16 protein-coding genes are annotated in these 12,808 nt (G+C 67.7%); 5 read left to right on the top strand and 11 right to left on the bottom strand.

The window, feature by feature from the left end; all coding sequences use genetic code 11:
• Nucleotides 1–2: 2 nt before the first annotated feature.
• The gene (locus A9973_RS09100; protein WP_183013439.1) at nt 3–803 is read right to left on the bottom strand and encodes a helix-turn-helix transcriptional regulator; all 801 of its coding nucleotides are present in this window, start codon (nt 801–803) and stop codon (nt 3–5) included.
• Nucleotides 804–901: 98 nt separating this feature from the next.
• On the opposite strand from A9973_RS09100, the gene A9973_RS09095 reads away from it, so the two are divergent.
• The 3 genes from A9973_RS09095 (at nt 902) to A9973_RS09085 (ending at nt 1,991) form a co-directional block, all read left to right on the top strand.
• Nucleotides 902–1,171 (top strand): hypothetical protein, encoded by a 270-nt coding sequence (locus A9973_RS09095; RefSeq protein ID WP_183013438.1) that lies wholly within the window; start codon nt 902–904, stop codon nt 1,169–1,171.
• 66 nt (nt 1,172–1,237) lie between these two features.
• The gene (locus tag A9973_RS09090; protein WP_183013437.1) at nt 1,238–1,744 is read left to right on the top strand and encodes a DUF523 domain-containing protein; all 507 of its coding nucleotides are present in this window, start codon (nt 1,238–1,240) and stop codon (nt 1,742–1,744) included.
• Nucleotides 1,734–1,991 (top strand): hypothetical protein, encoded by a 258-nt coding sequence (locus A9973_RS09085; RefSeq protein ID WP_183013436.1) that lies wholly within the window; start codon nt 1,734–1,736, stop codon nt 1,989–1,991. Before A9973_RS09090 ends, A9973_RS09085 begins: the two co-directional genes overlap by 11 nt.
• 47 nt (nt 1,992–2,038) lie before the next feature.
• Here the strand turns inward: A9973_RS09085 and A9973_RS09080 are convergent, their stop codons facing one another.
• From A9973_RS09080 to A9973_RS09070, 3 genes are all read right to left on the bottom strand, one after another.
• Nucleotides 2,039–3,016: a tripartite tricarboxylate transporter substrate binding protein gene (locus tag A9973_RS09080; RefSeq protein ID WP_183013435.1), complete on the bottom strand. Its 978-nt coding sequence runs from the start codon at nt 3,014–3,016 to the stop codon at nt 2,039–2,041.
• Between the two features lie 125 nt (nt 3,017–3,141).
• Nucleotides 3,142–3,744, bottom strand: coding sequence for a hypothetical protein (locus A9973_RS09075; protein ID WP_183013434.1), 603 nt, complete (start codon nt 3,742–3,744; stop codon nt 3,142–3,144).
• A 118-nt stretch (nt 3,745–3,862) separates the two neighbouring features.
• Nucleotides 3,863–4,336, bottom strand: a complete 474-nt coding sequence (locus tag A9973_RS09070) for a carboxypeptidase regulatory-like domain-containing protein (protein ID WP_255469096.1) — start codon at nt 4,334–4,336, stop codon at nt 3,863–3,865.
• Between the two features lie 96 nt (nt 4,337–4,432).
• Between A9973_RS09070 and A9973_RS09065 the strand changes: the two genes are divergently transcribed.
• The gene (locus tag A9973_RS09065) at nt 4,433–5,008 is read left to right on the top strand and encodes a TetR/AcrR family transcriptional regulator (protein WP_255469111.1); all 576 of its coding nucleotides are present in this window, start codon (nt 4,433–4,435) and stop codon (nt 5,006–5,008) included.
• Between the two features lie 40 nt (nt 5,009–5,048).
• Here A9973_RS09065 and A9973_RS09060 read toward each other — a convergent pair whose 3' ends face one another.
• Nucleotides 5,049–6,038 carry a tripartite tricarboxylate transporter substrate binding protein gene (locus tag A9973_RS09060; protein WP_255469095.1) on the bottom strand — a complete coding sequence of 330 codons (990 nt, stop codon included), beginning with the start codon at nt 6,036–6,038 and terminating at the stop codon, nt 5,049–5,051.
• 157 nt (nt 6,039–6,195) lie between these two features.
• Nucleotides 6,196–6,591: a hypothetical protein gene (locus A9973_RS09055; protein ID WP_183013432.1), complete on the bottom strand. Its 396-nt coding sequence runs from the start codon at nt 6,589–6,591 to the stop codon at nt 6,196–6,198.
• Between the two features lie 111 nt (nt 6,592–6,702).
• Between A9973_RS09055 and A9973_RS09050 the strand changes: the two genes are divergently transcribed.
• Nucleotides 6,703–7,587, top strand: coding sequence for a LysR family transcriptional regulator (locus A9973_RS09050; protein ID WP_183013431.1), 885 nt, complete (start codon nt 6,703–6,705; stop codon nt 7,585–7,587).
• Here A9973_RS09050 and A9973_RS09045 read toward each other — a convergent pair.
• The 5 genes from A9973_RS09045 to A9973_RS09025 are packed head-to-tail and all read right to left on the bottom strand — an operon-like array spanning nt 7,584 to nt 12,780.
• A complete protein-coding gene (locus A9973_RS09045) occupies nt 7,584–8,978 on the bottom strand; it encodes a M20 family metallopeptidase (protein WP_183013430.1) in 1,395 nt (464 codons plus the stop codon). The two genes, A9973_RS09050 and A9973_RS09045, sit on opposite strands and share 4 nt — an antisense overlap.
• Nucleotides 8,975–9,955, bottom strand: a complete 981-nt coding sequence (locus tag A9973_RS09040; protein WP_183013429.1) for an ABC transporter ATP-binding protein — start codon at nt 9,953–9,955, stop codon at nt 8,975–8,977. The genes A9973_RS09045 and A9973_RS09040 overlap by 4 nt, the downstream gene beginning before the upstream one ends.
• Nucleotides 9,952–10,941, bottom strand: coding sequence for an ABC transporter ATP-binding protein (locus tag A9973_RS09035; protein ID WP_183013428.1), 990 nt, complete (start codon nt 10,939–10,941; stop codon nt 9,952–9,954). Before A9973_RS09035 ends, A9973_RS09040 begins: the two co-directional genes overlap by 4 nt.
• Before the next feature lie 2 nt (nt 10,942–10,943).
• The gene (locus tag A9973_RS09030; RefSeq protein ID WP_183013427.1) at nt 10,944–11,861 is read right to left on the bottom strand and encodes an ABC transporter permease; all 918 of its coding nucleotides are present in this window, start codon (nt 11,859–11,861) and stop codon (nt 10,944–10,946) included.
• A 1-nt stretch (nt 11,862) separates the two neighbouring features.
• Nucleotides 11,863–12,780, bottom strand: coding sequence for an ABC transporter permease (locus A9973_RS09025; RefSeq protein WP_175172561.1), 918 nt, complete (start codon nt 12,778–12,780; stop codon nt 11,863–11,865).
• Between the last annotated feature and the right edge of the window lie 28 nt (nt 12,781–12,808).

The raw sequence follows: 12,808 nt of genomic DNA, 5'->3' as shown, positions 1-12,808 counted from the left end.
GGCTAAGTCGGTTCAGCCGGGCTGCGGTAGCGGCCCGGCGTGACGCCCAACTCCCGCTTGAACATGGCGATGAACGCGCTGACGTTGTCGTAGCCCAATTCGAGGGCCACGGTAGTGACCGGTGCGCCCGCGGCCAGCATTTCCTGTGCCCGCATCAACCGGGCATGCTGGCGCCATGCGCCCAGGGTCACGCCCGTTTCCGCCAGGAAGCGGCGCGCCAGCGTGCGCGGCGCCATGCCGATCGTGCCGGCCCACGCGTCCAGTTGACGCGTGTCGGAAGGGGCGTCCGATAGCGCCAACGCCAGGCGCCGCAGCCGCGTATCGCGTGGCAGCAGCAGCGCCGCGCCGGCTAGCGGCAAGGTACGGATTTCTTCGCGGATCAAGGCTTCGATGTGCCGGCGCGCGGTGTCGGGCGCGCCGTCTTCCCACGTCGCGGCGCGGTCCACGGCGGCCACCAGCAATGCGGAGGCGCGCAGCAGGCTGGCCGACGCAGGCAGGCTGGCGCAGGCAGCCGGGCTCAGGTAGGCGCTGTACCCGGCATACGGGCCGTGTGAGCGCAGGCCGTGCGGCAGGCCGGGCGGAATCCAGACCGCATGGAAGGGGGGCACCACCCATTGCAAATCGCCCGCATAGACGGTCAACAACCCCTGATAGGCGCCCAGCAGCTGCCCGCGCGCATGCCGATGCATGGCGGTGTCGCGCAACGCGCCGTCCACGCGGCGGATGGCGATCAGCCGGGGGCCGCGCTGCGACCGGGCGCGCTCGGGCGCAATCAAGGGCGAAGCGGGAGGCGACGGTTCCATGTGGCTGAATCACCGTATTGATAGTCAGAAACGCCGCAGAATTGCCAGGCGGGAACGCCTATCGTAGCGCTTGTATTCGACACAGTCAGGAGCGACAGATGCAAGCACAAGACGTTTTGCCGGATGGCATGGATCAAGGTAACTTCAACGGCGTCGCCGTGCGCAAGGGAACGGTGGGCGCCTTCCTGGCGAACGCACGGGTGTGCCTGGACGCCGCCGCCGCGCCGCAAACGGTCGCGGCGGCCCGAAGGGATATCCAGGACGCGCTGCCGGCGCTGCGCGCGCTGGGCCTGTTCGAGATCTTGCAGATCAGGGATGCGGGATTGCGTGCCTGGGTGCAGGAAGCGGACGGGCCTGGTGGTCTATGATGCCTCGTTTCGGACCTGCACCGCCCTGGCGGTCTGCATCCTAGCGTCCTGCCTGCCGGATTCTCCATGCAATATGTATTGATCAGTTCCTGCCTGTTGGGCAACCCCGTGCGCTACGACGGGCGCGGCGTGCCCAATGGCGACGCCGTGCTGGCCCGTTGGCAGGCCGAAGGCCGCGTCGTGCCGGTCTGTCCGGAAGTGGCAGGTGGAATGCCGATTCCCCGGCCGCCTGCGGAAATCGAACCCGGCCGGCAGGCCGCCGCCGTGCTGGATGCCGGCGCGCGGGTCGTGGCGGTGACGGGCGAAGACGTTACGCTGCCGTTCGTGCAGGGCGCGCAGGCGGCGCTGGCCGCTGCGCGGGAGCGCGGCATCCGCGTCGCGGTGCTGAAAGAAGGCAGCCCGTCTTGCGGCAGCGGTTATGTCTATGACGGCCATTTCGCGGGCCGCCGCCAGCCAGGGGCAGGAGTGACGGCGGAACTGCTGACCCGGGCAGGCTTGCGGGTCTTCAGCGAAAAGCAATGGGCCGAGGCCGAGGCCTGTCTGGCCGAATGCGAGGCGCGGCATGTGGATTAGTGCAGGCCGAGCCCGCGCGCGCCGTTGGCCGGCGCGCATCGCCGCCGCACTGTTGCTGTTGCTGTCCGCGTTCTTCTACTACGCTTGGTACGCGTTCTACCTGAAGTGGGAGTTCAACGAACTGGGCCGCTACTACGATCCGGTCGACCAGGTGGTCTATACGTCGTCCGGTTTTGTCTGGGTGTTGCCGGCGACCGTGCTGCTGGCCGCCGGGCTGCTATCCGCCTGGCGCGGCTGGCGGCGCTGATCCGCCCTGGCGACCGGTGGACCAAACCGGTGGATCAAACCTGCGGATCATTCGGCGCGAATGTTCGCCGCTTTGACGATCTTGCCGTTGTCGGCGTATTCCCGGCGCACCTGATCCGCGAACTGGTCGACGCTGCCGGGCGACATGATGTTCAACGCGTCCGTCAGCGGTTTGCTGATGTCGGGCATGGCGGCCACCTTGTTGATCACCGTGTTCATGCGCTGGCGGAAATCGGCGCTGGACGTGCCCGGCGCGAAGAAGCCGAAGGTGGACGTCATGTTGGCCATGGGATAGCCAAGCTCGGCAAACGTCGGCGCGTCTGGCCGTCCAGGCAAGCGCGCCGGCGACCCTACGGCCAGCAGTTTGAGCTTGCCCTCGTCGATCAGCGTGTTGACGGGGGCCGAGGCGTTGACCAGCATCAGCGTGAACTGGCCGCCGAGCGCGTCCGGCACCATCTGCGCCATGCCTTTGTACGGCACATGGGTGATGCGCACCTTGGCCTGGCCATTGATCTGCTCCAGCATCAGATGCCCCAGCGACCCGACGCCCGCGGTCGCCAGTGACAGCCCGTCGGGGTCCGCCTTGGCCTGGGCCAGCATGTCCTTGAAATCCTTGCCCGTGAACTTCGGGCCGCCCACCAGGTACACCGGCGAATACATCACGGCCGCCACCGGCGCCAGGTCTTTCAACGGGTCGTACAGCGTCTTCATCACATGGGGCGACAGCGTTACCGGGCTGACGGCGGTAAAGCCCAGGGTGTTCCCGTCGTGCGCGCGAGCCACGGTGTTCATGCCAATCATCCCGCCTGCGCCGCCGCGATTTTCCACGACGACGGGCCGCCCGAGTTCGGCAGCCAGCTTCTGGGCGAAGGCGCGCGCAGTGTTGTCGACGATGCCGCCGGCACCGTAAGGCACCACGATGGTCAGCGCTTGCGCCTTGGCCTCGCTCTGGGCGTGGACGGCGAACGAGGCGGCGCAGAGCGCGCTGACGGCGCAAAGGCCGGCGAACCGCTTGAAGACGAGCATGGCTTTTCCCCTTGATGCCCGGCGCCATGGCCAAGCGATTTGACGGCCGTCCAATGCGGCGCGCCGGCATGCAGTGTGTGCAGGCCGGCGCGTCGGGGCAATGGGGAATATCCGGGGTTGCGGCGTCAATTGGCGCGGTAGCCGCGGCTGTTCATGCAGGAATCCACCGCATGATTGTAGGAATCCACCATGACTTGCGTGGTCCATTGCGAGATGGTGGCCGGGTCATAGCCGCTTTGGTTCATGGCCCAGCGCTGGCAATCGGTGGTGGCATTCGCCTGCGCCTGATTGACCTTGGGCGCGGCGTCGTACTGCACCGGCGCGTATTGAGGCTGCGGCTGCGCATAGGCGACGGGGGGCGCGGCATAGACCGGCGGCGCGTCGTAGACCGGCGCGGCGTATACGGGAGGGCTCGTGTAGACCACCCCGGGTGCCGCGTAGACGCCCGTTTGCGCGTAGGTCGGGCCCGAGTCCGCCGCCAGCAGCAGTCCCACCGCCGCCAGCGCGAAGGCGCCGCCTACCCACCATCCCGCCGAGCTGCTGCCGCCGCCGCCGTGATGGTGGTATCCGTTCCCGCCGTAATAACCGCCGTGGTAACTGCCGCCGCCATAGCCGTGGCCGCCACCGTAGCCGCCGCCCCAACCGCCGCGCCCACCCGCCATCGCGGGCGCGCCTGCCACGGCAAGCGCCAGCGCCACGACAAGCATCCGGCCTGTAAACCGTTTCATGATCTTGCTCCTATCCGCCTTGTGCCGGCACATTGCCTGGGCACAAGGCGATAGCGTTACTTTACTGCTGCGCGTGCCCTAAAAGTTGTTGCAAAAGCTACGGGCATTTCAACTCGCTTCAACGGATGTTGCAGGAACGCGACTCGCCCGGCGCCAATCGCACGACCAGTTTGTCGTCAAATTGCGACGATGCATTGTTGAAGGTTTCGTAAGTCTCGTAACCGGCCTTCTCGATGCACCAGTTCCAGAAATAGAGTTCCGCGCCATGCAGCATCAGTGATTCCACCCGCCATTCCGATTGGACGCTAAAGCGCGCGACCCCGTTGAGGGCGGTCGGAATTTCGTGGCGCGAACGTTCCCGGCCATAGGGATAAGCGCTGGATATCAGGACCACGCGCGCGTTCTCAAGCGGCTGCGATTGCGCGTCCAGCACAGTGGCGCTGGCTGCCGGTTGCAGAGTCTTGTAGACGGGGTAGGGCACGCAGCCGACGGCCCCGGTGGCCAGCGCGGCGGGCAGGGCCCACCGCAACAAGCGTAACGGCCGTGATAGGGGGCTGGCGGACGGGCTGGCGAAATAGTGGCGAAAAGCCATGAACGGTAGTACCTTCTCGCGATGATTACGGCACGACCCACTTCTTCATCGCAAAACAAGCGTCTCACGAAAGGTGAACGCACACGGTTACAGCTTCTGGAGGTTGCCGCGGCGGAGTTCGCCGAGCGCGGATTCCAGCAAACGCGGATCAGCGACATCGTAGCCCGCGCCGGTGTGACCCAGCCTGTCTTCTATCAATACTTCTCAAGCAAGCAAGCCGCCTACGATGAACTGGTGGGCATGTTCGCGCAGCGCTTGCGGCAGGCCATCAGCCAGGCGCGCCTGCCTGCCGATCTGGAAGGGTCGCAGCTGGCGGACCGCATCCGCCGCGGCGTCCGAGGCCTGCTGGCCATCTTGCAGGAAGATCCCAATTTGACCCGCATCGGCTTCTTCCAGGTGGCGGCGGCGGAAGCGCTGAAGGACGAACTGGTGGCGATGATCGCCGACAACGTCCGCGCCGAGCAGCAGGCGGGCCTGTTCCGGGCGGCGATCCCGGCCGATTGGTTCGCGCAGTCGCTGATGGGCATCATCGAACGCTTCACGCGCCAGATGCCCGACGCCGCGCAGCAGCAGGCATTGGCGGAATTCATCACCGACTTGCTGCTGGACGGCATGCGGGACCCCGACCCGGACCGGCGCCCCGACCGGCAGCCGCCCCGCCAAGCCTCCTAGCCGGAGGCTTTTTTTTGGCCGCTCGGGACGGGCCGCCGGGTTATTCGACCCGCGCCCCGGAAGCCGCCACCAGCTTGCCGGCCGCCTCCCAGTCCGCCTTCAGCAGTTCCTGGAATTGTTCGGGGGTCTTGGCACTGGCTTCGACGCCCAGCGATGCCAGGCGCGCCTGCACCTTGGGGTCGGCCAGCACCTTGTTCACCGCCGCGTTGATCTTGCCGCGCTCGGCCGCCGGCAGCCCGGCGGGCGCCAGCAGGCCCAGCCAGGAGTCGAAGGCATAGCCTGGCAAGCCGCTTTCGGCGACGGTGGGCAGGTCGGGTGCGAAGCGCGAGCGCGTTTTGCCCGTATAGGCCAGGAAGGTTACGCGGGGGTCCTGGCGGTAGGCGGTTACGCCGATGGTGGCGGCGGTGACGGCCTGGACGCGACCGGCCAGCAGTTCCGTGACGGCGTCGCCCGTGGACTTCATCGGAATGTGCTGCATCTGCGCGCCGGCGGCGGTCAGGAACCACGCCATGCCCAGGTGGGACGCGCTGCCGTTGCCGGCCGAGGCGTAGTCGTACGCGCCGGGTTTGGCTTTGACGGCCTGGATGAATTCCGCGGTGTTCTTCACGTTCAAGCCGGCGGACGCCAGGATGATGTAGCCGGTGTCGCCCAGGTAGGCCACGCCCGTGAAGTCCTTATAGGGATCGTAGCTGAGGTTCTTGTACAGGTAGCCGGCGATGTGATGGCTGGCGGCGGCCAGCACCAGGGTGTTGCCGTCCGGCGCGGCGCGCGCGACTTGCGACGTGCCCACGGTTCCGCCCGCGCCGGCGCGATTCTCCACGACGATGGAGGCGTTCAGCGCCTGGCCCAGTTCGTCGCCGATGGCGCGGGCGATGGTGTCCTGGACGGCGCCGGTGCCGTAGGGGACGACGATGCGGACGACGCGTTGTTCGGCATGGGCCGCGCCGATGCCGGCAATGGCCAGCGTCAGGGCAAGCAGGGTGCCGCGGCGTATCGCCAGGCGTCGGAAGGGCATGAAGGGGAAGGGCATGAAGACGGCTCGTATCGGTAGCGCGCGTCAGCGGAATGCTGGCGCGACGGGACGGCGTTGGACTCTAAAGATTCGCGCCGCCTGCGCCAACGATTTATTCGCCGCTTGCATATAGCCGCAGGGGATATGGCCGGCCTGGCTGACACCGCAGCCAGCCTCAGGCCCAGGTTTCGTGCAGATGCGCCCAGAGCGGCCGGCCATCGGCGGCGGCCGTGAACAGGACGGTCGCGCGCCGCTGGGTCGCGCCATCGTGCCAGACGTGCCGTTCGCGGTAGCTCAGCAGCACCGAGGCCGCATCCGCATGCCGCACCGCCATCTCGTCGATGTCGATCTTCAGGCCTGGGCGCGCGCCGCGCAGGCCAGCGAACAAGGCCGGCAGCGCGTCGCCCGTCAGGCGCTGACCATCGGTCGTGATCATGGTGAAGCCGGGTGCGAAGCCGGACAGCAGCTCCGCCAGCACGCCGTCGGGCGCGTCAGGCTGGCCGATCCATTGCTCGATCAGCGCGTGGGCGTCCAGGGTCAGGCGCAGGCTGGTGGAGGAAAAGTCTGTCATGGCGGGCTTCAAAGGCAGTAAGGAGCGCCATTCTAGGGGCCGGATCGTGCTGAAAAAAGACCCGGTGGATAGATATACTGTTCGTGTTTTTTTGACAATGAGAGGGGCGCCGTGATCAACCTGAATCGCCTGTCGATGTTCGTGGCGGTGGTCGAAGCCGGCTCGTTCACGGCGGCGGCCGATACGCTGGGCGTCACCAAGGCGGTGGTCAGCGTCAACATCAAGCAGCTGGAGCAAGAGCTGGGTGTCGCGCTGCTGACCCGCAGTACCCGGCGGCTGGCGCTGACCGGAGCGGGCGAAGGCTTCTATGCGGAATGCGCGCGGCTGCTGCGCGAGGCCGAAGCGGCCGTGGACCAGGCGCGGTCCGGGCAGGACACCCTGTCGGGCAGCCTGCGCGTGACCGCCACCGTGGATTACGGCAACCGGATCGTCGCGCCCGCGCTGGCGGCGTTCGCGCGCCGGCATCCGGCGTTGCGGGTCAGCTATCAGGCCAGTTCGGCGCACGCCGACCTGATCGGCGACCGGCTGGATCTGGCGATCCGCGTGGGCGCCTTGGCCGACTCAAGCTATCGCGCCACGCCGATCGGCGAGTTCAAACTGTTGATGGTGGCCAGCCCGGCCTTGCTGGCGGCGCATGGCGCGCCGCGCACGCCGCAGGCCTTGGCCGCCATGCCCTGGCTGGCGAACCGGCCCGGGCGCAGCGACCATTGGCGCCTGTCCGACAGCAAGGGGCGCGAGCACGCGCTGCGCGTGGCGCCCGTTGCGCATGCGGACACGGCGTCGGCGCTGCTGGCGTTCGCCGAAGCGGGCTGCGGAGTAGCCGCGTTGCCCGACTGGCTGCTGGACGCGCCGCTGGCGCAGGGTGTCTTGCAGCAGGTGCTGCCTTCGTATGCATTGCCGCCGCAGCCGGTGTTCGCGGTCTACCCGGGCACCCGCCACGTCAGCGCGAAGGTCCGGCGCTTCATTGATTTCCTGCGGGCGCCGGAACGGCCTTAGCGCGCCAGGGCGGGTGTGCCGCCCGCGCCCAGATCCCAGTACAGACCCGTCATCAACCCCAACGCCTGGCGCAGCAGTTCCGGCGGCAGGTGTTCATTGGGCGCGTGCTGCGAGCAGCCGGGATACGAGTGCGGCACCCAGATCGTGCGCAGGCCCAGCACATCGGTGAAGATGTCGTTGGGCAGCGACCCGCCCAGGTTAGGTAGCAAGGCGGTCTTTTCACCGGACGTGCGTTCCAGCGAATCCACTGCCCATTGCACCCAGGCGTCGTCGGGATCGATGCGGGTCGCGCAGAACATGGATTCGCGCGTGAGCGCGATCTTGACCATCGGGAAACCCTGGCGGTCCAGGTGCCGGCGCAGCGCCGGAATCAGGTCGTCGGGGTTCACGCCCACCACGAAGCGCAGCTGGCAGCGGGCCCAGGCGCGCGGCGGAATGGCGTTGACGGGGGTTTCCGGATTGCCGGTTTTGTAGGCCAGCACCTCGAAGGAACACCAGCCGAACACGCGTTCGGCCGGCGACAGGCCGGGTTCGCCCCATTCCGGTTCGATCTCCGGCCCGTCCGCGCCGCCGTCCACCTGGCAATCGGCCAGCGCGCGGCGCACGGCGGCCGGCAGTTCGGCCGGCACCCATTCCGGTATGCGGATCTGCCCGGTGGGCGAGACGAGGCTGGCGATGGCGTGCGCCAGCTGGATGCCCGGGTTGGAGATCAGGCCGCCCCAGTTGCCGGAATGGTGGCCGCCGGCGCGCGCCTCGATGCTCAGGTCGAAGTTCAGGCTGCCGCGCGCGCCCAGGAAGATCGTCGGGCGTTTGGCGGCCAGGCGCGGGCCGTCGGACGCGATCAGCAGGTCGGCCGCCAGCATGTCGCGATGCTCGGCGCACAACTCTCGCAGGCCCATCGAGCCGGTCTCTTCGCCCATTTCAATCAGGTACTTGGCGTTGAAGCCGAGCTTGCCGCGCGTTTCCAGCACCAGCCGCAAGGCCTCCATATTGATGGTGTGCTGGCCCTTGTTGTCGGCGATGCCGCGGCCGTACCAGCGGCCTTCGGCTTCGGTCAGCGCCCAGGGCGACAGGCCGTCCTTCCATTCCTTTTCCAGGCCGCGGATGACGTCGCCGTGCCCATAGCCCAACACGGTGGGCAAGGCGGGGTCTTCGATGCGCTCGGCATACAGGAAGGGCGCCAGCGCCTTGGGGTGGGTCAACGTGCGGCAGGTGAATCCCAGGGCCTCGAACGCGGGGCGGATCTCGGATTCCAGGTAGTCAGCCAGCACGGCCGCGCGCTCCGGGTTCTGGCTTTCCGTCGGCAGCGCCAGCCGGCGCGCCAGCAGCGCGCGGAAGGCGCCCGAATCAAAACAGTGTTCCGCTTGGGCGATGGCTTGCTCACGGGTCATGATGGTCGGGCTCCGTCGGGATGAGAGGAAGAAGTCGGGTACAGGTGGCAGGCCACTACGGATTCGTCGCGCAGCGCCAGCGCCGGCCGGTCGGTCTTGCATTGCGCCATCGCATACTGGCAGCGCGGATGGAAGGGGCAGCCCGGCGGCGGATTCAGCGGGTCGGGGAACGTCAGCCCCAGCCCCATGTCGGGGATGCCCAGGCCCGGCTCCGGCGTCAGCACCGAGGCCAGCAGCGCCTGCGTGTAGGGATGGCGCGGGTCGTGGAACAGCTGCGTCGTGGGCGAGGATTCCACCACGCGTCCCAGATACATCACCGCGACGTGGGTGGCGATGTGCTCCACCACCGCCAGGTTGTGGCTGATGAAGACATAGGTCAGGTTGAATTCGCGCCGCAGGTCCATCAGCAGGTTCATGATCTGCGCCTGCACCGAGACGTCCAGCGCGGAGGTGGGCTCGTCGCAGATGACGATCTCGGGGTGCATGACCAGCGCGCGGGCGATGGCCACGCGTTGCCGCTGCCCGCCGGACAATTGGCCCGGCGTGTTGTGCGCCAGGCGCGCCGGCAATCCCACGCGCTCCAGCATCTCGATGGCCTTGTGCAGCTTGGGGTTGGGGATGCCGTGCACTTCCAGCGGCAGCGACACGATCGAGGCGATGGACCGGCGCGGATTCAAGGACGAGTACGGGTCCTGGAAGATCGGCTGCACGCGGCGGGCGAGCGCGCGGCGGTCCATTTGCCGGATGTCCTGGCCGTCCAGCTTGATGGCGCCTTCGGTGGGGGGCGTCAAGCCAAGCAGCATGCGCGCCAGCGTGGATTTGCCGCAGCCCGATTCGCCCACGATGCCCAGCACCGCGCCACGCTCGACCGCCAGGTCCACGCCATTGACGGCGTGCAGCGTGCTGCGCGGTTTGAACATGCCCGCGCGGATCGAAAACTGCCGGCTGACGGCATCGGCTTGCAAGAGCGCGCTCATGCCGGAACTCCTTCTTCTTGGCGGATGCAGCGCCATTGCTGTTCGGGCGGGTGGCCGTAGACGGGGATCGTGTCGCGGCACTGCGCTTCTGCGTAACGGCAGCGGTCGGCGAAGGCGCAGCCGCGCAGGTCGCCCACCAGCGATGGCACGACGCCGGGGATGGTGCCCAGCGATTCGCCGGGCGGCGTGCGGCCGGGAACGGGGATACAGGCCAGCAGCCCCTGCGTGTAGGGATGGCGCGGCGTGGCGAAGATGCTTTCGACCGGGCCTTCCTCGACGATCTGGCCCGCATACATCACGGCGACTTGCCGCGCGATGCGCGCCACCACGCCCAGGTCATGGGTGATCAGCACCATGGCGATGCCCAGTTCGGCCTGCAAGTCGGCAAGAAGGCGCAGGATCTGCGCCTGGATGGTGACGTCCAGCGCGGTGCTGGGCTCGTCGGCGATGAGCAGTTCGGGGCCGCACATCAGCGCCATCGCGATCATCACGCGCTGGCGCAGTCCGCCCGACAACTGGTGCGGGTACTGCGTCAGCCGCTGCCCGGCGGACGCGATGCCGACTTTCTCCAGCAGCTCGACGGCGCGGTCGCGCGCCTGCTGCTTCGTGGCATGGCGGTGGTGGATGTAGTGCTCGGTGAGTTGTTCGCCGATGGCGTAGGCGGGGTTCAATGCGGTCATCGGTTCTTGGAAGATCATCGCCATCTTGCTGCCGCGCAAGGCGTTGATGCGGCGGCCGCGCGCGGCGGACAGGTCTTCTCCCAGCACCGACAGCCGGCGCGTGCTGCGCGTGGCGGCCTTGGGCAGCAAGCCCATGATGGCCAGCGACGTCATCGATTTTCCGCAGCCCGATTCGCCCACCAGGCACAGCGTTTCGCCGCGCCGGACCTGGAAGGACACGTCGCGCACCGCATGCAGGGGCCCGCGCGGCGTGGCGATGTCGACGGTCAGCCCTTGCACGTCCAGGACGATTTCGTTGTCGTTCATGGTCAGGCCCTCTCTTCAGGCGTCAGCAGTTGATGCAGCCCGTCGCCGGCCAGGTTGATCGCGAAGATCAGCAGCGCCAGCGCCGAGCCCGGGATGGCGATCAGCCAGAACGAGAAGAACATGTAGGCCTTGGCCTCGGAAATCATCAGGCCCCAGGACGGCAGCGGCGGCTGCACGCCCAAGCCCAGGAACGACAGCGAGGCCTCCAGCAGGATGGCGCTGGCGGCTTCCAGCGTGGCGATCACGATCAGCTGCGGCACCACGTTGGGCAGGACTTCGCCCCAGACGATGCGCCAGGTGGAGGCGCCCGCGGCCTGCGCCGCGGCCACGTATTCCAACGACCGCACCTGCTGCGTGGCGCTGCGCATGACGACGGCGTAGCGGTCCCACTTGAGCAGGCCCAGCACCAGGATCACCACCCACAGCGACCCGCCGACGATGGCCACGGTGGCCAGCGCCACCAGAATGACGGGCATCGACAGCCGGGTCGTGATCAGGAACGATACCGCCATGTCGACCTTGCCGCCGAAGTAGCCGGCGGCCATGCCCATGGCCGTGCCGATCAGCCCGGAAATCAGCGCCACGCTGATGCCGATCAAGAGCGAAATGCGCGCGCCGTAGAAGAGGCGCGACAGGTAGTCGCGGCCCAGCTGGTCGGTGCCCAGCGGATGCAGCCAGGTGCCTTTTGCGTACCAGACGGGCGGCGCGGTGCGGTAGGCCAGGTCCTGGAAGTAGGGGTCGTGCGGAGAGATCCACGGCGCCAGCAGCGCGATCAGCACGATGACGAGCAGGATGCCGCCGCCGGCCAGCAGGGCCTTGTTGCGCCGCAGGCGGCGCCATCGCAGGGAAGAGGCGGACAGTTCCAGCGGGGCCGGCGCGGGGGCGCCGGGCGCGGTAGGCGTGAGGATAGGCGTATTCATGTCAGGACACCCGGATGCGCGGATCCAGCCACGCGTTGGCGATATCGGCGGCCAGCGTCAGCAGCACGTACAGCACGGACAGCAGCAGCACGATCAGCTGCATGACGGGATAGTCCTTGTAGGTGATGCTTTGATAGGCCAGGTACCCCAGCCCGTCCAGCGCGTAGATGGTTTCGATGACGACCGAGCCGCCCAGCAGGTAGCCCAGCTGCACCGCGGCCAGGGCCACGACCGGCACGATGGCGTTGCGCAGCGCATGCTTGAAGATGATCTTGCGCGCCGGCAGGCCCTTGGCGCGCGCGGTGCGGATGTAGTCCGCGCCCAGTACTTCGATCATGCCGGCCCGGATCAGCCGCATGAAGGCGGGCGCCACGTAGTAGCCCAGCGCGATGGCCGGCATCACGAAATGCTGCCACGTGCCGCTGCCCGACACGGGCAGGATGCGCAGCGAAATCGAGAACAGCATGATCAGGATCAGCGCGAAGAAGAAGTTGGGCAGCGCCTGGCCCAGCACCGCGATGGCCAGACAGACCCGGTCGATCAAGCTGCCCTTGTACAAGGCGGCCAGCACGCCCAGCGGAACGGAGATCAACAGCGCGAACCCCAGCGCGCCCATGCCCAGCAGCAAGGTGGTCTTGAGCTTGGACAGGATCAGGGGGCCGGCCTCGGTCTTGAAATATACGGACGTGCCGAAATCGCCTTGCAGGATGTGCCAGAGCCAATCGGCGTACTGCACCACAAGGGGCCGGTCCAGGCCGTAGGTCTTGCGGATCATGTCGATGTCCGCCTGGCGCGCGCCTTCGCCCGCCAGGGCCAGGGCCGGGTCGCCGGACAGGTGCAGCAGCAGGAACGCCAGGATCGAAACGGTCAGCGCCACCAGCGCCGCCAGGCCCAGGCGCCTGATCGTGAAATAAAGCATAAGACTTCCTCTCTCGTTTCACCGCGCC

It is taken from the genome of Achromobacter sp. UMC46 (genome assembly GCF_014170335.1).
Lineage (GTDB): Bacteria > Pseudomonadota > Gammaproteobacteria > Burkholderiales > Burkholderiaceae_B > Achromobacter.
This window is presented reverse-complemented; position numbering and strand designations above follow the sequence as displayed.

Bases quoted from the DNA above. Each gene is read 5' to 3' on its own strand.
- A9973_RS09100 (WP_183013439.1), bottom strand. From the start codon at position 803: ATGGAACCGTCGCCTCCCGCTTCGCCCTTGATTGCGCCCGAGCGCGCC.
- A9973_RS09095 (WP_183013438.1), top strand. From the start codon at position 902: ATGCAAGCACAAGACGTTTTGCCGGATGGCATGGATCAAGGTAACTTC.
- A9973_RS09090 (WP_183013437.1), top strand. From the start codon at position 1,238: ATGCAATATGTATTGATCAGTTCCTGCCTGTTGGGCAACCCCGTGCGC.
- A9973_RS09085 (WP_183013436.1), top strand. From the start codon at position 1,734: ATGTGGATTAGTGCAGGCCGAGCCCGCGCGCGCCGTTGGCCGGCGCGC.
- A9973_RS09080 (WP_183013435.1), bottom strand. From the start codon at position 3,016: ATGCTCGTCTTCAAGCGGTTCGCCGGCCTTTGCGCCGTCAGCGCGCTC.
- A9973_RS09075 (WP_183013434.1), bottom strand. From the start codon at position 3,744: ATGAAACGGTTTACAGGCCGGATGCTTGTCGTGGCGCTGGCGCTTGCC.
- A9973_RS09070 (WP_255469096.1), bottom strand. From the start codon at position 4,336: ATGGCTTTTCGCCACTATTTCGCCAGCCCGTCCGCCAGCCCCCTATCA.
- A9973_RS09060 (WP_255469095.1), bottom strand. From the start codon at position 6,038: ATGCCCTTCCCCTTCATGCCCTTCCGACGCCTGGCGATACGCCGCGGC.
- A9973_RS09055 (WP_183013432.1), bottom strand. From the start codon at position 6,591: ATGACAGACTTTTCCTCCACCAGCCTGCGCCTGACCCTGGACGCCCAC.
- A9973_RS09045 (WP_183013430.1), bottom strand. From the start codon at position 8,978: ATGACCCGTGAGCAAGCCATCGCCCAAGCGGAACACTGTTTTGATTCG.
- A9973_RS09040 (WP_183013429.1), bottom strand. From the start codon at position 9,955: ATGAGCGCGCTCTTGCAAGCCGATGCCGTCAGCCGGCAGTTTTCGATC.
- A9973_RS09035 (WP_183013428.1), bottom strand. From the start codon at position 10,941: ATGAACGACAACGAAATCGTCCTGGACGTGCAAGGGCTGACCGTCGAC.
- A9973_RS09030 (WP_183013427.1), bottom strand. From the start codon at position 11,861: ATGAATACGCCTATCCTCACGCCTACCGCGCCCGGCGCCCCCGCGCCG.
- A9973_RS09025 (WP_175172561.1), bottom strand. From the start codon at position 12,780: ATGCTTTATTTCACGATCAGGCGCCTGGGCCTGGCGGCGCTGGTGGCG.